The organism is Candidatus Zixiibacteriota bacterium (assembly GCA_035380245.1).
Lineage (GTDB): Bacteria > Zixibacteria > MSB-5A5 > GN15 > FEB-12 > DAOSXA01.
In genome coordinates this window covers 80,877-100,541 of the sequence record DAOSXA010000004.1, presented here as the reverse complement: position 1 = coordinate 100,541, position 19,665 = coordinate 80,877, and the positions used below count along the sequence as shown (strand labels likewise).

Here is a 19,665-nt window from a genome sequence, read left to right as displayed (position 1 = left end):
ACAGCAGGCAAAAAAAAGGCAAAACCGCCTGGTGACGAAATTCGGAGTGGTAAAACCGTCTGTTGTAGATAGTGCTGTGAAAGGCCAATAGGGAAGACCTGAATCACTCCCCCGATGGATATATATAGATTGGATATCAAGTCCGTAATCAGGAAGCTATATCGTGAATTATGTCACAAGAAGAGGACGCTAGAATTATCTCTAATTATGATGAAGTAAGTGAAATATATCACAAGTAATACCTATTGCAGGCCACTAAACATTGATAGAAGAAGCCGGTGAAAAGCTGTCTGGAACCACTGAATGAGCTCCCAGAACTCTCATCGGAGAACACCTCAGGAGGATTCAACGAGTGACTTGTATGATCATGTAACAGAGATTGGCAATGTCCACGATATGGCTGTTTTCCCATACTTGTAACAGGGACGGACCGGGAGCTGTTTGAAGTTGCCCGGAACAGCTTAGAATGTGAATGAAATCACAAACAGTGCTAGCCTGAAATCCGTTGGGCAGAGCACCGGTGAGAGATCGTTTTTTTAGTAGTGAGGTTGCCGTGCTGTTTTCAATAATGATCGAAGACTCGTTGTTCTTTATGTCAAATACAAGATATAATAGGTCGTGTAGGCGGTGGCGAAAATGCTGTTAGTGAATTATATCACAATGTATGCATGTCGTCAGATTGTGAATGGCAGCTTGATCGTGGATAGCGCCATCTAATATGGGGGTTGTCGGTAAAGCGGTTAATATGGGTAGCGTTATCGTTTATTAGGCTAAGCTCGGAGAGCTTTGGAGGTGTTGTAGTACAGGTTGTCAGATCACCTCTCGACCCATCAATAAAGAGGAGTAGTATTGTAGCTTATGAGAGTTTATTGAAGATGCTTGAAAGGGCTAGAATTGATAAGTGAAACCGGTTGAGAGCAGGAAAAGGCGACTGTTTTCCTCTTCTTGGTCGTGCCATTCCCATTCGCCCGAGAACAGGATATTGAAATTCCAATGCCGGGCAAAATTGACATCTCCCAAAAGACTCAGCCTCTGGTATGTAAAATCTGTCTGGATCGACAGGTCGTTTTCCAGTTCATACGTCTGGTTGTTGTTGCGCAGCCCCCAGAAGGCATCGGCTGAAATCAAAGTCTCGCGGCTCAATAAGTCGATTTCCACCCCTCCGCCGTATTCCCAATAATCTTCACCGCTTACCATGTCAGTTTTTTCTTCAGCGAGACGCTCCAATTCCGGCCCCAGGGAAACGGTCAGGCCGCGATGTTCAAGGCCCAGTCCCAGGCGGGTTTCAAGCCGGGTGTAGTCGTAGTTGACCGGGTCATCAGGATTGTACATCACCAGTTCCAGATTGACCTGTTGAGAGGTAAACCACCCCTGACCAAGTCCGGTTTTATTACGACCGTCCAATCCGATCCGATAATGGTCGTCCTTATGATCCGGTTGGTTGTAGTTTTTGTGCTCCAGCCGGGCCAGCAGATACAAATCACCACCGTTGTAGAAGCCGTAGTAAGCTCCCTCAAGACCGAGATTGAGGTAGGCCAGATCGGTGCTGTCAGGTACGAGACGGGACTGTATAAAGAGGTTCACATCGGCAAAGGAAAACGACTCGAACGACTTCTCCAGTCCGATAGAACCACCGACTCGCCAGTAGTTGTAAATGTAGGTAGCAGGCTGATCGAATTTAACGCCGTCGGCTTTCAAGTCCATTCGTAAGGTCAAATTTCCGTTAATCGGTTGATACAGGCGCGCCCGTCCGAAACCTTGCAGATACTCATCACCGACCTCGACATCACCTCGATAGCGGGCTTTACCTTCCAGTTCGCCTTCAAGGGTGAGACGTTGGCCATAAGCGGCGGTTTTGAAATCGGCGTTGATTCGGCTTCTGATGAAATCGGCAGACTGCTCATAAGTGGCTGTAAACTGACTCAGGCGTTCCTCGTCGGGAATGTAAGCGAGCATCAGTTTTACCTTAAAATCATCAAGATAGGTGTTGGTGAGAGACCAATTGGTCAACAGTGAATCCTCACCGGCTAAAGCGGCCGAGTCGAGAAAAAACTCCTGGGACAGGAATTCATAGCCGGTTCCCACCCGAATGTCCAACTGCCCGGCCGTTGTACGACCGGGCAGAGTCGAGATGTATAATGAAGACAGGACAACCGTCAGCAGTCCTGTGCGTTTTGCCGAGGATCCAAGAGAATCAAATCTCACCGGAATTCAGATACCTTTCCAATTGCCGGAGCGACAGTTGGGCTGCTCTCAGGGCGGCTGTGGCGGCGGTTTCATTATCCTGGTTGATCATTTCACGGGCCAGTTGCAATTGCTCGGAAACTGTCTGGATGAACTGATTGGCAGGAGCATCGTCGGTTGAAATCTGCTCACGCAATCTACTCAGTTGGGACGTGAGTCTTTCCAGGCGGGTGTTAAGATCAACTCCACCCTGGCAGTTACGAATCGCTTGTTCGGTCATGCTGCGTGCCTGCTGCATGGCCTTGAGGGCTGCGCCATAACGCGAAGCCTGTCCCAGTTCCTCAGCCTGATGTACAGCGTCTTTCGCCTGCTGCATTAACTGCTGAGCGTTTTCAGATTCACAGTTCGCGACAATGGCTTCAGCTCGTTCCATGATCTGCTTTGTCGTTTCCAGTCGGTGTTCGTAGCGGCTTTGTACGTTGCCTTGAGTCTCAGCCGCACGGAATATCTTGCGCAGGGTGCTCTCAACCTGATTGGCCATCTTCCAGGCGGCGCGAAGCTGGTTCGAGCGATAAAACTCCCAGGCTCGATCTAAATTGGTGCGAGCCGATTCAACCAGAGTTGTCAATCCCGGACCGGAATCATCATCAACGGCATCGTTTACTCGCTCCATGAGCTGCTCCACCTGCTCCAGCTTGTTGAGCACCGAGTTGCTGTTTTCTTCGGTCTGCCGAGCGGCGGCGATAGCCTGCTGTGCTCGTTCCATGGCTTTTTGAGAAAGCTGATGAGCCAGTACATAATTGCGATTCTGGTAAGATTGATGAGCCTGATCCATCAGATTCATTGCCTGCTGCAGGGCAACTTCAGCCAACGGAGAATGTGAAGATTGCACCGCCTCCTGGGCCCGCTCAATTACCTGTTGCGCCTGGTCCATCTGACTTCGGGCTCGGTCAGCCATCTGTTGATTGTTTCCCGTCTGGGCTGTAGCCACACTTGCTGATAGTATCAGGGTAATGGTCGTCAGGAATATCGTTAATTTCTTAATCATCTTCTATGCTCCTTGTCTATCTCTGGAGCGATATACATCAAGTCGTGTGCCGAAGTATTGCATGTCAGCTATAATCTCTTCTTACATAATATCTTACATGTCTTCCTTGGGCGTTTATCCTGGTCTGTTCCTCGATAGAGTGTACCGACTGGTACATAAACGTGCCCCTATCGGCTCGCTACGGCTGAATTCCGTGTATTTTCATACGGCTGTAGAGCCTTCGCCGGCTGATACGCAACAATCTGGCTGCTTCGGTTTTATTGCCGTCAGCTTGCTTGAGGGCATCCAGAATCATCTGTTTTTCGGCGTCCTCGAGTCCGGCCGATGAATCCACACTCACACCAGGATCCGAGATAAGGGGAGCTTCATCGATTTCCAGCGAGAAATCATCGGTTGCCAACGGTTCTCCTCCGGCCAAAATGGTGGCGCGCTCGATAACGTTGCGCAACTCCCGGATATTACCCGGCCAGTCGTAGGCTAACAATAGCTGTTCAACCGGTCCGTCGAGTTGATATTGACGGTAGCCAAACCGGCTTAGGAAATGCTCCGCTATCGGAATAATATCCTCCCGGCGTTCGGAGAGATCAGGCATTCGAATAGGGAAGACGTTCAGGCGATAAAACAAATCCTCACGGAAGCCGCCTTTGGTGATTTCTTCTTTGAGGTTGCGGTTGGTGGCAGCAACGACGCGGACATCGATTTTTACCGGGTCGACACCGCCGACACGGAATAACTGTCGTTCTTCGAGAACGCGCAGAAGTTTGGACTGCATGCCGGGTGAGGTTTCGCCGATTTCATCGAGGAAAATCGTACCCCCTTCAGCCAATTCGAAACGACCTCGTTTGCGAGCATCCGCTCCGGTGAAAGAGCCTTTTTCATGTCCGAACAATTCCGACTCGAGCAGGGTCTCGGTTAAGGCGGCGCAGTTTACGGCGATGAACGGTTTGTCCTTACGCGGCGACAATGAATGCAGCATCCGAGCCGCCAGTTCTTTGCCGGTGCCGCTACGTCCGGTCAAGAGGACGGTGGCATCCGATGAAGCCACCCTGGCCAGAAGAGATTTGACTTGCCGGGAAGCCTCGGAATTACCGATAAAATCACTGTAAATGTCCGCATCGGCTTCCTGAAAATGTTTAGCCAGGGCCTGGCTGTGCTGTTTTTTGACCAGATCGGTGACCGTCAGTTCCAGTTCATCGAGCGAAAACGGTTTCAACAGATAGTCGGCAGCACCCTTTTTCATGGCGGCAACGGCGGTTTCAGCGGTACCGTAGGCGGTCATCATGATCACTTCCGCTCCTGAACCTAAAGCCGCCGTAAGGATTTCCATACCGGAGATCCTGGGCATGGATAAGTCGGTAATCACGATATCAAAGCTATGTTTCTCGATCAACTCCAATGCCTTGGGTGATTCCGTACAGGTCGTGACAGTGTGCCCGGCATCTTCGAGCTGCCCGCAAATCAGCGAGGTCATTTTAGGTTCATCATCGACAACGAGAATGTTGGCCATACTTATCCGTTTCCGCGTTTCGGTAGATTCAGGGTCACTGTGGTGCCGTGATCCGGTTGGCTGTCAATATCAATACTTCCGCCCATCTGTTCAACGATTTTTCGACTCAAAAAGAGCCCGAGACCGGATCCGTGCTGCTTGGTGGTGTAAAACGGATCACCGATCAGTTTCAAGTCTTTTTTACTCAATCCCGGGCCGCGATCCGAGATTTCGAGTTTTATCCGGTCACCGTCAGTAGCTCCCGTTAGTCCGAGCCGGATCGGTTTACCGGCTTCAAGGCAGGCCTCGGCGCCGTTAATCAGCAGATTCAACAACACCTGGCGAAGCGCTCCGGGGTGACCTTGGAAGCTGATCGATTTCTCCGTTGAGGGCTCTATCCATTCAATTGTTCCGGGACCGAACTTGTCTTCGAGATGCTTCTTTACGTTGGCGATGAACGGAATCAGATCCATGGGCTCGGGCGAGCCGTCAAGAAAATCGCGATCGTCGCCACGGGCGAAATCCAAATAACCGTTGACCAGGCCGTTAAGGCGATCGACTTCCTCGACCACGAAACCGGCCTCTTCGGAATCAGTCTTTTTTCGGAGCCGTTCGGCTGAAGCGCGAATGATCATGAGCGGATTTCGTATTTCATGAGCAACCACCGCCACCATACGTCCGAGGTAGGCGTGGGTTTCGTTCATAACCAGGCGCTGCTGCATGGAATTGAGCCGTTTCTGGGTAAGGATGAAAAGCAATCCGAACAGGAGCCCGGCCACAACCGAGATTATCGTTGAATACCAGAGGTTGCGTCGCAGGTCGGAGAGGGCATCGAAATAGTCGACATTGGCCTCGACTCCCAATACCGCCGCGACCGTGCCGTCCGGATCGAACAAGGGCGCGAAGGCAGTTTTAAGGTAGAGCTTACCGGTACGATAGGAGGGAGTGGTGAGAGCTCGGGGATGGTCGGCAAAAAAGACGCTGTCGATATAAGGTCCGTTAAGCGGCGCGAGAAAATAGACACTGTCGGCATCAAAGGCCGTCGAGACAAGCACTCGATAACCAGGATCCAGGACGAACAACTCCGAGAGGGAATCAGCCTGTCGGGCCGATTCGAGCAGGTCGAGTGTCCGAGTGTATGCCGTAAAATCATCGTCGATCAGCGTCCCGATCTGTTCCGGGGACAACTGGGCCGCCGCCGTACCGGCCACCGCCTGCAGGCGGCGCGACAACTGTTGGTCAAGAAGCTGTTCGGTGCGGTCATAGAACAGCCACCAGGCCAGGTTGACGGCGATAATCAGCAGGATGGTGAATCCGGCTGCGACGAGCATGGTGCGGGAGTTTCGCATACATCGCTATTATCGGAGCCCGGACCGTTTCAGTCAAATTTTTATCGCCGGGAGAACGGGGCTTAATAATAGGGCTGCTACAGTAGGCAAAAAAGAAATGATCCCTATGCCCGGAGTGTTTGTAACTCTCTAAGAAAGGACTTAACCCGGTTTCCAAAGCCTCTGGAAATATCTGTTTTTATGTCAGCCGGATTGATCAGCTTTTGCGTTTTGACATCAATCGAAGTCGATTTTGATGTCCTGTTTGTCCGTTTCGGCTACCTGGAACAACTCCTTTGACGTATACCCGAGCATGCGAGCGATGAACATATCCGGAATCTGTTCGATGCGGATGTTAAAGGTATTGACGCTGTCGTTGTAGAATTCACGGCGATCGGCGATTTGATTCTCCAACTCGCTGATTCGACTTTGAAACTGAATGAAATTCTGATTAGCCTTCAATTCGGGATAATTTTCCGCAACGGCAAACAGCGACTTCAGCGCTCCGGTCATCATATTCGAGGCCTGGGCTTTGTCGGCCACCGACCCGGCGTTGAGGAAGGCGGTGCGGGCCTCCGTCACTTCCTTAAGCACCCGTTCCTCGTATTTCATGTATCCCTTGACCGTATCGAGCAGCTTTGACAACTCGTCATGCCGCTGCTTGAGGAGAACGTCGATATTACTCCAGGCCTTCTTGATATTGTTCTTCAGCCGAACGAGACTGTTGTAAATGCCGATAAACCAACCGATGAAAATCGCCGCGACGGCAATCAGACCTACTATTAAAACCGTGCCCATATTTCCGCCTTCCTCACAATGAGTTCGTTGCTTTCAGGATCATATAGACTCCGACCAAAAAGAAAATCATGCCGGCAATGACGGCAATCCAGAATTTCTTCAGAAGCTCCTTCACGATCCGCTTTTCCTCGTGATCCGAAAGAATGAATATCTTTTCGTTCTTCCCTTTTTTGATGATGATGTTGTTCGGAGCCTCGCTTTCGTTGGCGGCAGTTCCGATCAGGAACAGGTTATCGCCCGGATCGATGTAGTATTCGATATAGCGTCGATCTCCCGGATGAGCGGACCAGGCGTGCGACTGGCTCGACACCTGGGTCAACTGCGAACGGTCAAGGTCAGCCAGAGCGTCGAATTTGTCGGCGTCGAAATCTTTTAACGCTTTGATCAGGTTTATCAGTGATTTAAGTGAACCGCTGAACATCTTACCGCTTTGGTAGTACCGTCTCGATTTGGAAAGCTCTGCCTCGACTCCCGTTGGATCGACCAGTACCTCACCGGTCTCATCGACAGCCAGAAAACGTGCTCCCTTCTGGCCGCTTCCAACCGATTTCCAGGTGTATGTCGATTTGTTTTTGCCCGATTCCTTGCGGTATTCTTCAATCTCGTATTTGTAAAAAAGACAATCCACGCCGGAGAAGGGAGCTTTGATGAACTGTTCCAGATAAGCGGCCACCTTGCCGTGGATTTCCACCAGGCCCATGGCGATAGCCCGCACCTTGGAACGTGGTGTGTCTTTGATGATGCGGTATTGGCGCAGTGTCGTGAACCCGAGTAAAATAATACCGGCTCCGACAGCCGCAAAAATAATGGCCACCCAAAGATCTTTATTCTCTGCACCCATAATTTTGATCTCCCTCTATGCTTAGTGTCGTCTCTTAATACGACGGGATAATAAATCAATTCGAAGAAAATGACTCGGTCGGTATCGAACAACTAATAACTGCCCGATCCGGATCGGTCCGGCCCTGGTTGTTTGATTGACAAAAAAGGACTTCTGAGCTATTTTATCATAGACAATCGAGCGCGATTATTGGCCAACGCTCAGGCGTTGATCGCGCTGTATACTTCAACGGTTCCTGCTGACTGGTAATGTCGTTAAGAATGGAGAGAAAACGTCGACAAAACAACCGGGAGTAAGCAGGGCTGATATCCGTACGTTTCGCAATGCTTCAATCACCGTTCGACACAGAGGATGACCAACCATGAAGAGAGTGCTACTGCTGTTCGTTGCCCTGATATCCCTGACACCGCTGGTACAGGCGGATGATCTTTATTTTATCGAAGTCGGCAGCGCCGAAGATGCCGCCGCGCTGAATGCTACCGGAGCCACCCCGCTGGCTCGTCTCAGTAGCGGTTATCTCGTTCTGACCGACGATAAGTCCTCGGTTCTTCTCGACCGTTCCGGTCTTAAGAGCGACCATGTCGCTTCCGGGGTGACGGTCGATCAACTGGCCCTTGACAACCGTCTCGATCGCGCCAATGTCGATCGTTATCCGCTCCTGTTCGAGGCCGGCAACTTTCGACTCTACCGCGTCGATCTCGATAATCCCTCGATTCAGGCCGAGCAACCGCAACTTAGCAGAATTCACCCCGGCAGTATCAAAATCGAATACCGTCCGGAAGCGATGCCTTATCTCGACAAATTGGCGATGGATTCTCGCGATATCAGTCTGGATTCATTGATCAGTTTGATCAGTCAGGATTCACTTTATTCCTATTTGCATCGTTTACAGGCTTTCTATCGCCGTTATGCCGGAACCGACTCCAATAAAGTAAGCCGCGACTGGATAGCCGGTAAACTGACCGATTTCGGTTATGACTCGATCGTGATAGATACTTTCATGACGTCGATCTCCGGTGCTCAGACCGAGTGTTACAACGTGGTGGCGATCAAGACGGGGAGCCGTTTCCCGGATCACGAGGTGATTATCGGTGCTCATCGCGATGCCGTGATCTCCTCTCCGGGAGCCGACGACAACGGTTCCGGTACGGTTGGTGTCATGGAGATGGCTCGCGTGCTCTATGATCTCGAAACCGACATGACGATCAAGTTCATCCTTTTCGATGCCGAAGAAGAGGGACTTCTCGGTTCATATCACTATGCCGAGGAAGCGGCGGCTCGGGAAGATAATATCGTGTACATGTTCAACATGGATATGATCGCCAACATCGACAATGATTCCGATGTGACCGTTTACCACGGCGATGAAACAGGACTTTCGGTTCTTTTCAATCAACTGTCCGATTCGTTGGTAGGCATCACCGGTCATCTTGCCGGCAACATTGCCGCTTCCGATCATTATCCGTTCAGCCAGGAGGGGTGGACGGTTACTTTCCCTATCGAGTATATCTTCTCGGATTATTACCATACCTCGCATGACAGTACGGTTTATTGCAATTTCGACTATTTGAAGCGGATTGTTCAAGCCGGTCTGGCAACCTGCTACACCGTATCGCAGACTCTCGGTCCGCTCCCGGCGGTGCAATTCGAATATCCCGAGGGCCTTCCAGAGATCGTTCCTCCCGAGCAAAGTTACAGCTTTGCCGTCAACGTGGGATCACTCTACGACGGCATCCCTGTCAGCGGCAGTGGGCAGATTTATTATTCCGTCGACGGTTCTTCCTACACCAGCGCTTACATGACCGAGACGGCGCCGAATGAGTATCTTGCCGAACTGCCGGCAGCATCGTGCTACAGCTCGATCCGTTATTATTTCAGCGCCGAAGAATTGAACGAGGGGATTTATTACGACGGTAGTTCTTCGGACCCCTACGTGACTTTCGTTGCCACGGCTCAGGTCACGGCGTTTTCTGACGGATTCGAAACGGATCTGGGCTGGACTACCACCGGCCTCTGGGAGCGCGGTGCTCCGACCGGCGGCGGAGGGCAATACGGTAATCCCGACCCATCGTCAGCCTACGAGGGCTTAAGCGTTATGGGGTACAACCTCGACGGCGACTACGAAAACAGCCTGTCGGAACGACATCTTACTTCACCGACCATAGACTGCTCCGGACTGGTCGGCACCAAGCTCCGTTTTTATCGCTGGCTCGGAGTCGAGCAGTCCTCGTACGATCATGCTTATCTTCGTATAAGCACCAACGGAACCAGTTGGACGCAGTTATGGACCAACGAGGAAACCATATCGGACGACGAATGGGTGCTTCAGGAATTCGATATTTCTGCTTATGCCGACGAGCAGGCGAACGTCTACATCCGCTTCACTATGGGAACGACTGACGCTTCCTGGCAATACTGCGGTTGGAATATCGACAATCTCGAAGTATTCGCTTATGAGTGTGAGGATGTAATCCCGCACATCACTACCGAAACGCTGCCCGATTGGACCGTGGGACAGGCATACTCATTCCTGCTCGAATCCAGCGGGGGAACCGGCGCTGTCAGTTTCAGCGACAAGTACGGTGATCTCTCCGGCTCCGGGCTGACGCTTGATCCCTCCGGTTTACTTACGGGTACACCGAGCACTGCCGGTGCGGTGTCGTTTACGGCCATGGTTACTGATGAAGCCAGCCAGACCGATGAGAAGCTGCTCGGGTGCACGATCAACTCGGCTGTTCTTATCACCAGTACTTCTCTGCCGGAATGGACCGAGGGCGTGGCTTATTCTCAGACGTTGACCGCCGCCGGCGGTACCGGGTCGCTGACCTGGACCGACCGCAATAATAATCTGCCGGTTTACGGGCTGACGCTTTCTGCCGGCGGCAGTATCACCGGTTCACCTTCATCATCAGGCACGGTCAACTTCGTTGCCACCGTTTCCGATTCCACCGGTTCCGCCGACGATCAGCAACTTTCCATTACGATCAACTCGGTTCCCGGTGTGACGACGACAACCCTTCCCGGCGGAAGAGAAGGGGAGGCTTACGGTGAGACCTTGCTTGCCGACGGCGGTACCGGGGAACTGGTTTTCTCGGATAAAAACGGTGACCTCAGCGGCACCGGTTTGTCTCTTGATGCGTCCGGTCTGTTGTCCGGTACGCCGATCGTTGCCGGTGATATCACCTTTACCGCGCTGGTGACCGATGCGGTCGGTGCGACCGGGGAAAGCGGTTTGACGGTTTCGATTGCCGCCGCTTATCTTTGCGGCGATGCCAACAACGACGGGACCGGCCCCGATATCTCCGATCTCGTATTTTATGTCAGTTGGATGTTCGCCGGAGGTCCGGCTCCGGAGAATCTCAATTCATTCGATGTCAACAACGACGGCACTGCCGGAGATATTGCCGATTTGGTTTATCTGGTGACATTCATGTTCCAGGGTGGTCCCGATCTCCAATGCCCATAGGGGCCCTTGGTCATTTGTAACTACTTCAACGAGAAGCGGAGCGACTTCGGTCGCTCCGCTCTTGCTTGTCCGTGTCCTGAATTTTCCCTCACCCGGCCTCGAATCATTCACAAAAGCAAGACAAATTCAGGTTGCCTTGTGTACTTTCGCGCCCTAGTTTATTGGAAACAAAACGATAATAAGGACACCCCAAGATGCGTTCAACAGGACTTATATTTGTCGTTGCGGCAATTGTGCTGCTTGGCTCGGTCGCGTTCAGCGACAGTCTCGAGGAAGCTCTCGAAAAGGCTGGTGATAATCGCGCCGAACTGGAACAGGTGCTGGATCATTACCGTTCACTCGGTGACTCACTCAAACTCGAAGCAGCTGAGTTTCTCATTTCCAATATGGATGGCCATTGCTATGTCACTTACTACCTCCATGATACCTCCGGAACCGAGGTCGATCTCGATCCGCTGACTTTTCCGACCTACGACAGTCTCGAAGCCTATTGCAATACGATCGAATCCAAACGCGGCGAACTGGACTATGCCCGCAAAGAAAAATTCGACGACCTGGAGCAAATCAAGGCGGATTTTCTGATCGAGCATATCGACCTGGCCTTCAAAGCCTGGCGCAACCGACCCTGGGCAAGCACTTATTCCTGGGAGATATTTCGTGATTTCGTGCTGCCTTATCGCGGCAGTAACGAACCGCTCGAATCATGGCGGCCGCCGTTCATGAAAATGTTCGATACTCTTGCCTCGGCCATGCAGGATTCAACCGATCCGGTCGAGGCGGCCGCGCTCATTAACAACGATATTCGTTCCTGGTTCAAGTTCGACCCGCGTTACTATTTTCACCCGACCGATCAGGGTTTGTCGGAGATGATGGAGAGCAAGTTAGGCCGCTGTGAGGATATGACCAATTTGACTATTTTCGCTCTACGTGCCAACGGCATCCCGGTCACCTCCGATTACACCCCGCATTGGGCCACCACCGGCAACAACCATGCCTGGAATGCCATTGTGCTGCCGAGCGGTGAGGTGGTTCCGTTCATGGGAGCCGAGGCCAACCCCGGCGAGTATAACCTTGCCCATAAACTGGCCAAGGCATACCGAAAAATGTACGCCGCGCAGCCGGAGGATCTGGTATTCGTTGACCAGCCACAAGAAGAACTCCCGCGTTGGCTGGCCGGCAAAAACTATAAAGATGTCACGGCGGATTACGTTGAGGCACGCCAGGTAATCGTATCGTTTCCCGAGCCGGTTCCGGACTCGGTCGGTATTGCCTACCTTTGTGTTTTTAACTCAGGTTCCTGGCGGCCGATCGACTGGGCCCGGATTGAACGTCTGACTGACGCCACGGTTGCCGTATTCAAGGATGTCGGCCCCGATGTTATCCTGCTCCCGGTGCTCTATCTCAACGAGGAAGTTGTACCCGCCGGTCCGCCGCTGGTGCCGCATTCGGCCGGTATCGATATGTTCATTGCCGATACCGATTCGCTGACGACCGTGACGCTCAAAAATATCACCGAACGGAGCTGGGTGGCCTCAACGCGCGGCGCCGAAGAGAAACCGCTCGAGGACTCGGTCGAATACGAGTTGTTCTATTGGCAGGATGACTGGCAGCCGTTGGGAACTCAGACCGCTTATGAGGGCCGGGTGCAGTTCGACAATGTTCCGGAGGGGGCATTGCTCTGGCTCAGAAAAAAGGAATCCGACAAGTCGGAACGGATATTCACTATTGACCGTACTACCGGCCGCCAGGTGTGGTGGTAGTAGGACGGGGAGAGGCAGTCGCAGAATCATGACCGGAAAAAATTATGACTCGGCCGAGTTTCAAAACGACAACCGCCTGAAGCTCGATCTGACCTATATCGTCAACGCCCTGGAGAACGAGCCGTTCATCTCGTGCGATGAACTCGACCGTCTCGCACCGCGAGTTATCGAGCAACATCGCAAACTCAACGATGCCGAGGGGGATTGTCTGGATAAAGACACCCCGATGCTCGGCTGGCTGTCTCTTCCCGAAGAACTCACCGACGGTCATCTTGACGCCGTGCAAGAGGCGGCCGATGAACTGGCCGGTAAGGTCGATGTTTTCCTGTCGCTCGGTATCGGTGGCTCTTACCTGGGGATCGAGGCCACGATCAAAGCTCTCGGTCATACTTATGCCAACCAACTGCCTCGCTCGAAACGAAACAACCGACCGGAGATATATTTCCTCGGGCAGAATGTCGATCCCGACATGTTCGTTGACACTCTCAACTTAATCGAGGGCAAACGGATCGGCGTAAACGTCATCTCCAAATCGGGCACCACCACCGAGACCGCTATCGCTTTTAGGATTGTTCGTAAGCTGTTGGAAGAATCACTCGGCGATCGCGCCTCCGAATTCATTATCGCCACCACCGATCGCGTCAAAGGTGCGCTGCGGAAGCTGAGCGAACAAAAAGGCTATCGGACTTTCGTTGTCCCGGACAATGTCGGCGGCCGTTTTTCGGTGCTGACCGATGTCGGTCTGCTCGGCCTGGCGGTTGCCGGAGTCGATATCCGGGAGTTCGTGGCCGGTTTCCGGGCTATGAAACAACGCACCGACACCGATGAATTCTGGGCTAATCCGGCCATGCTCCATGCCGCCGTGCGGCATCTGTCTTTCGAGAAGGGAAAGCGGATCGAGGTAGTGGCCACGAACTCGACCGCTCTTTATCAGCTCACACGCTGGATGGAACAACTTTTCCCTGAAAGCGAGGGGCATCGGGGGTACGGTCTGTGGGTTTCGCCGTCGATGTACTCCGAGAAACTTCACGCCAACGGCCAGATGGTTCAACAGGGACCGCGCCTCATGATCGAAACGTTCCTCCGTCTTCGCGATCCCGAACAACAAGAAGCTATTCCATCCGATCCCGAGGATGCCGACGGCCTCGAATATCTCTGCCGGGCCGGTCTCGATATGAATGCCGTCAACCAACTTGTGATCGACGGCCCCGCTTACGCTCATTTCCTCGGTGGGGTGCCGAACATGACCATCGAGATCCCGCGCCGCAACGCTTTCAATTTCGGGCAGTTCTATTTCCTGATGGAACGGTCGGTGGCTTTGTCCGGATATCTGGCCGGGCATAATCCGTTCATCCAGCCGGGAGTCGAGGATTATAAACGCGCCATGTTCGCCCTGGCCGGAAAACCGGGGTTCGAACAACAGGGAGAGAAGGTCCGCGAGGCGATTGCCAACATGGATCATGTTATCGTCGATTGATCGGAGCCGTCACGAAACTGCTTGACGTGTGTATCAGAACAGGTATATTGCTTTCACTAGGAGGTTTCCGATCGATCCTACTTCTATTGAAGCCGAATTACTATTTTATAGACCTGTCATATTGAGTCATTTCTAAAGGATTAATCGTACCTTGTGCTATTTTAACAGGAGGTAAGTTATGTCCTTTAAGCACTTTCTTCGATCATCGCTGTGTGTAACGGCTGTCGCGGCTGTTCTTTGGTTGTTCCTGTCTGTTCCGGTTGCGGCACAATTCACTGAGTTGATTATTGATGTCGGCGATACTAACGCTGTCTCAGGTCAGTTGGGTGTTCGCATTCCGGTTTATATGTCCAATTTTACCGACACTGTTGTGGGATTCGATCTCTGGATTCAGATGGATCGCCCCGATATTGCCCAGTTTGCCTTGACTGATGTGGCTGTCGTTGACACGAACTACTGGCAATGCTCCGTATGGTATGGAGATTCCTGTGGCGACTCGATTCTCGTTGACGACACGACCTACTGGCAATGTCTGGATTGGCAGGAGGAACTCTGTGTCGACTCGGTTATGGTTCCTGAGGATTCAAATTGGGATTTTATACATACCGGTGAATGGGATTGGTACACTATTGACACCAATGTCGTTATGGGAGGAGCGATCGATACCGCCGGAACCCTTATTAGCGGTTGGGAATTAGTTTCGACTCAATCTCTGGGTGCTTATGGGTTTGATCTGAAAATAGTTGGCTTGGCTGATCTGTTCCCTCCGCCGGTAACACCCGGCATATATGTGCAAGAAGGCGGAGTGCTCTTTTATTTGGTCCTGAATGTTTTTGATATCCCCGATACCCTGACCGAGCGCACGGTCACTCTCAGAATACTAGATACTCCCAGCAATATCTGTTTCACCGACAACCTTGGTAATTGTATTGGGATAATGCCGGAGCAGGTGGTCGACAGCAACTGCTTCGTTTGTAACGCCTGGTCGGGTGATGATTGTCTTGACTGGATGCAGACGATATGGTATCCGGGTGGTATCGGATGTGATTCTATCGCGGTTGATACTTCCTATGTGCCTGTTGTCGATACGATGGCTTTAATCATCCGTAATGGTTCTCTTTCAATTGATGTAGAGGGCATATACGGTGATTTCAATGATGACGGCTCAGTTCTGGACATCTCCGATCTGGTCTATCTGGTATCTTATATGTTCGCAGGTGGTCCGCCTCCGTTCTATATCTGGACCGCCGATTGTGATTATAACGGGGACATTGACATAGCCGATCTGGTTTGCTGGGTTACAACCATGTTTCCGACGGAATAAAAGACTTCAGTTTCAGTAGCTCGTTGCGATTTGACCGGTGGCGGCGGCAGGCGCGTGATCAAAGGAGTCGCCGCTGTCGTGACTGAAGCCGTTAAATAACGGCGCGAAAAAAAGGGCTGTCACAGGATGTGGCAGCCCTTTCGCTTTTAACGGAATGATCGTCTAACCTAGGAACGGATAGCGATAGTCCCGAGGCGGGACGAACGTTTCTTTGATCGACCTCGGTGAGGCCCAGCGCAGCATGTTCTGAATGCCGCCGGCTTTATCGTTGGTGCCGGAGGCGCGACCGCCGCCGAACGGCTGTTGGCCGACTACCGCGCCGGTCGGTTTGTCGTTGATGTAGAAATTACCCGCGGCATGGCGAAGAGTCCGCTCCGCCAGCTCGACCGCTTTGCGATCTATCGCGAACACCGCCCCGGTCAAAGCATAAGGCGAGGTTTGATCGCACAGATGCAGCGTCTTGGCGAATTCATCATCCTCATAAACGTAAATCGTTACCACCGGGCCGAATATCTCCTCCTCCATGGTCTTGGAGTGGGGATCGGTCGTGAGGATCACGGTCGGCTCGATGAAATAACCCTTTGACTTGTCGTAATTACCGCCGGCGATTATCTCATCGCTGTCGGCCTGTTTGGCATGGTCAATGTAAGCGGAGATAGAATCGAAAGCCGCCTCGTCGATCACGGCGTTGACGAAGTTGCTATTATCCTCGGGGTCACCCATTTTCAACTCACCGACCTGCTTCAACAGCGTAGTCTTGACCTGAGGCCAGATCGACTTGGGAATATAACAACGTGAGGCCGCCGAGCATTTCTGTCCCTGGAACTCGAACGAACCGCGTGTGATCGCCGTGGCTACCTCGTCCGGCACGGCCGAGCTGTGCGCGAAAATGAAATCCTTGCCGCCGGTCTCACCGACGATACGCGGATAGGCCCGATAGTTGGCGATATTCTCACCGACCACTTTCCACATGTTCTGGAACACCGCCGTCGAGCCGGTGAAATGAATTCCGGCCAGATGCTTGTTCTTGAGCACGGTGTCGCCGATAGCCGAACCACGCGCGAATATCATGTTGATCACGCCGGCCGGAAGACCCGCTTCGCAGAGAATCTTCATCACGAAATGTGAGGTGTAACAGGCAGTCGAGGCCGGTTTCCAGACTGCCACGTTGCCGAGCATGGCCGGTGCGGTGGGCAGATTGCCGTTGATCGAGACGAAGTTAAACGGTGTCACGGCAAAGACGAAACCTTCCAGCGGCCGATGGTCCATCCGGTCCCAGATACCTCGGACCGATTCCGGCTGCACCTCGTAAATCTGCTGCATGTAGAAGGCGTTGAAGCGCCAGAAGTCGGCCAGTTCGCAGATCGCGTCGATTTCAGCCTGGAAGGCGTTTTTCGAATGCGCCAGCATAGTCGCGGCGTTAACGATGTACCGGTACGGACCGGTCAGCAGATCGGCTGCTTTGAGAAAGATCGCGGCGCGATGTTGCCAGGGAACCTGTTCCCAAGCTTTCTGGGCTTCGACGGCCGAGTCCACGGCCTGCTTCACTTCATCCGCGGAGCCCTGGTAGTATGAACCGAGCTTCAGGGAATGATTGTGCGGGGCGGTGATATCGATCCTGGTTCCGGTCGTGACTTCTTTGCCCCCGATAACCATCGGGATATCGATCGGGTTTTCTTTCAGCGTTTTGAGCGCCTGCTGCAGAGCAGTATGCTCCGGTGAGCCGGGGATATAGCTTAATACCGGCTCATTTTGGGGAATCGGTACGCGGAAATTACTCATCTTGAACCTCTGCATCGTTGGACGATGCGTCTTTATTGGGATTGATCCCGTTATATATTCCAGAATTATCTATTCATGGAGCGACCGTACCACTCCAATTCGTCGGGCATAATAACAGTTATACCGGCCCGAGGCAAGTAACCCCCTCCCTTTTTCGATCCAACTGCCGTCATTACCGAGAGGCCGATGTCCCTGTCGGACCCATGGCGCTCCCCCATAGGAGATTGTTGAAAAAGCTCGGCATGAATCTAATCGCCCGGGAGACAAGCCCCCGGGCTGCGATAGAGTGCCTTAACCTCGCGTAGCGGGCGACTTTGTATGGCCCGAGGTGCGGCCCATGTTCAGTAAAAAAAACCGAGTTGGAGATTCTTTTTTTTGCCCGGATGATGCAACAACCGCACAAGTTTCACGTCCTTAGTATAGAGAGTTGACTGCCGTACAGAATAATTCCATTTTCATGCTTCTGTTAAGGCGAGCTACTTCAACCGCCAAGACATAACTATCGGTTTTCGGAGATGAATCTGTCTGCGAAACCGGAAATCCCTGAAGAACCATTCGAAGGACGAATGCCTTGCCATGATGTGCATATTCAAAACATTAGTGTTGACGGGATTACTCCTGGTATGGTTTTACCAGGATGCTCACGCTTATCTTGATCCCTCTACCGGCAGCTTCGTTTTTCAGTCGATAGTGGCCGGTCTTCTCGGTGCGGCGTATGTAATCAAGTCGTACTGGAAGGATCTTCGTTCCAGGTTCAATCATGCCCGAACCGCAGCGCACCGTACGGACACCGACCGGACCTGATCCGGCTGAGCCTTCATCGTTCCGTGATCCTGCCGGTCAGGTATTCCGTCGGCAAGGCCGGATTCTTCGTCGTATCAACCGGAGTTATCGCTCGCATTATGACCTGTTGATGGAGTCCGGGCTGTATCAATCCCTGATCTCGGATAACCGGCTTGTTGAGCATAAGTCAGTCGAGATTGATGAAATACTGCCCGAACAGGTCTATCGCGTTATCGAACCCGAGCCGGTTCCGTTCATTTCTTATCCCTACGAGTGGAGTTTCAGTCAGCTCAAAGATGCCGCTTTGCTGACGCTCAACATCCAGCGAACAGCACTCCAATTCGGTATGTCGCTTAAGGATGCCTCCGCCTTCAACGTCCAGTTTATCAACGGTGTTCCGGTGTTGATCGACACCCTGTCTTTCGAATGCTATGAAGAAAAAGAACCCTGGGTAGCTTACAGCCAGTTCTGTCGTCATTTTCTCGCGCCGCTGGCGCTAATGAGCTTTCTTGATCCTCGTCTCATTACCCTGCTGCGGAGTAATATCGACGGCCTCCCGCTCGATTTGGCCGTGTCGATGTTGCCGTTGCGAGCGCGAATGAAGCCCTCACTTTTAACTCACCTCGTGCTGCACAGCCGTTCACAACAGCGCTACACCGGGAGGGACCTTACGGGAAAAAGCGTCAAATTCAGCCGAAATGCCATGCTGGGTTTGATAGACTCCCTCGAATCCGCGGTCACTGGGCTTGTGCCCGGTCAGACGCGCGGTGTATGGACCGATTATTACGCTGTCGATGGTTACGCCGCGGAGGCAACGGCCCATAAAAAGCAACTGGTTCGACAGGTGCTCGATCAGGTTAAGCCGCACTCCGTCTGGGATCTGGGGGCCAACGACGGTCGTTATTCCGCTCTCGCGGCTGAACAGGGGATTCAAACGATAGCTTTCGATCTCGATCCTCAGGCGGTCGACAAAGCGTATCGCCAATGCCACACTAACGGCTGTCGTACCTTGCTGCCGCTGGTGCTCGATTTGACCAATCCCAGTCCCGGTCTCGGCTGGGACAATCGTGAACGTCAGTCGCTTCGTGAACGCGGCCCCGCCGACCTGATTATGGCTCTGGCCCTGGTGCATCATCTGGCTATCGGCAACAACCTGCCGCTGGATTGGATCGCCGAGTCTTTTTCCCGGCTCGGACATTGGCTGCTGATCGAGTTCGTTCCTAAATCGGATCCACAGGTGCAAAGATTGCTGACTTCACGCGTGGACATCTTTACCGATTACAACCGGACCGGATTCGAGAAAGCGTTCGCACACTATTATCTGATTCGTGAATCGAACCGTATTTGCAACACCCAACGCATCATGTACTTGTTGGAACGGAGGTAAT

13 protein-coding genes are annotated in these 19,665 nt (G+C 52.5%); 6 read left to right on the top strand and 7 right to left on the bottom strand.

Annotated elements, in window-relative coordinates; genetic code table 11:
• Nucleotides 1-888: 888 nt before the first annotated feature.
• From PLF13_13785 to PLF13_13760, 6 genes are all read right to left on the bottom strand, one after another.
• Nucleotides 889-2,205, bottom strand: a complete 1,317-nt coding sequence (locus PLF13_13785) for a hypothetical protein (protein HOP08345.1) — start codon at nt 2,203-2,205, stop codon at nt 889-891.
• Nucleotides 2,195-3,232 carry a hypothetical protein gene (locus PLF13_13780; GenBank protein ID HOP08344.1) on the bottom strand — a complete coding sequence of 346 codons (1,038 nt, stop codon included), beginning with the start codon at nt 3,230-3,232 and terminating at the stop codon, nt 2,195-2,197. The genes PLF13_13785 and PLF13_13780 overlap by 11 nt, the downstream gene beginning before the upstream one ends.
• Before the next feature lie 178 nt (nt 3,233-3,410).
• Nucleotides 3,411-4,739, bottom strand: a complete 1,329-nt coding sequence (locus PLF13_13775) for a sigma-54 dependent transcriptional regulator (GenBank protein ID HOP08343.1) — start codon at nt 4,737-4,739, stop codon at nt 3,411-3,413.
• Between the two features lie 2 nt (nt 4,740-4,741).
• On the bottom strand, nt 4,742-6,067 hold the full coding sequence (locus PLF13_13770) for an ATP-binding protein (protein ID HOP08342.1): 1,326 nt from the start codon (nt 6,065-6,067) through the stop codon (nt 4,742-4,744).
• Nucleotides 6,068-6,283: 216 nt separating this feature from the next.
• Nucleotides 6,284-6,844, bottom strand: a complete 561-nt coding sequence (locus tag PLF13_13765) for a LemA family protein (protein ID HOP08341.1) — start codon at nt 6,842-6,844, stop codon at nt 6,284-6,286.
• A gap of 13 nt (nt 6,845-6,857) precedes the next feature.
• Nucleotides 6,858-7,685 carry a GIDE domain-containing protein gene (locus tag PLF13_13760; protein HOP08340.1) on the bottom strand — a complete coding sequence of 276 codons (828 nt, stop codon included), beginning with the start codon at nt 7,683-7,685 and terminating at the stop codon, nt 6,858-6,860.
• 361 nt (nt 7,686-8,046) lie between these two features.
• Here PLF13_13760 and PLF13_13755 point away from each other — a divergent pair, with 361 nt between their 5' ends.
• The 4 genes from PLF13_13755 (at nt 8,047) to PLF13_13740 (ending at nt 15,712) form a co-directional block, all read left to right on the top strand.
• Entirely contained in the window at nt 8,047-11,151 is a 3,105-nt protein-coding gene (locus tag PLF13_13755; GenBank protein ID HOP08339.1) for a M28 family peptidase, read from the top strand.
• 194 nt (nt 11,152-11,345) lie between these two features.
• On the top strand, nt 11,346-12,911 hold the full coding sequence (locus tag PLF13_13750) for a transglutaminase-like domain-containing protein (GenBank protein HOP08338.1): 1,566 nt from the start codon (nt 11,346-11,348) through the stop codon (nt 12,909-12,911).
• A gap of 28 nt (nt 12,912-12,939) precedes the next feature.
• Nucleotides 12,940-14,388: a glucose-6-phosphate isomerase gene (locus PLF13_13745; GenBank protein ID HOP08337.1), complete on the top strand. Its 1,449-nt coding sequence runs from the start codon at nt 12,940-12,942 to the stop codon at nt 14,386-14,388.
• Between the two features lie 178 nt (nt 14,389-14,566).
• Complete coding sequence (locus PLF13_13740) at nt 14,567-15,712, top strand: hypothetical protein (GenBank protein HOP08336.1); 1,146 nt, start codon at nt 14,567-14,569, stop codon at nt 15,710-15,712.
• 162 nt (nt 15,713-15,874) lie between these two features.
• Here the strand turns inward: PLF13_13740 and pruA are convergent, their stop codons facing one another.
• The gene (pruA, locus tag PLF13_13735) at nt 15,875-17,494 is read right to left on the bottom strand and encodes an L-glutamate gamma-semialdehyde dehydrogenase (GenBank protein ID HOP08335.1); all 1,620 of its coding nucleotides are present in this window, start codon (nt 17,492-17,494) and stop codon (nt 15,875-15,877) included.
• Nucleotides 17,495-18,070: 576 nt separating this feature from the next.
• Here pruA and PLF13_13730 point away from each other — a divergent pair.
• A complete protein-coding gene (locus tag PLF13_13730; protein HOP08334.1) occupies nt 18,071-18,298 on the top strand; it encodes a hypothetical protein in 228 nt (75 codons plus the stop codon).
• The gene (locus PLF13_13725) at nt 18,255-19,664 is read left to right on the top strand and encodes a class I SAM-dependent methyltransferase (protein ID HOP08333.1); all 1,410 of its coding nucleotides are present in this window, start codon (nt 18,255-18,257) and stop codon (nt 19,662-19,664) included. The genes PLF13_13730 and PLF13_13725 overlap by 44 nt, the downstream gene beginning before the upstream one ends.
• The last annotated feature ends 1 nt before the right edge of the window (nt 19,665 follow it).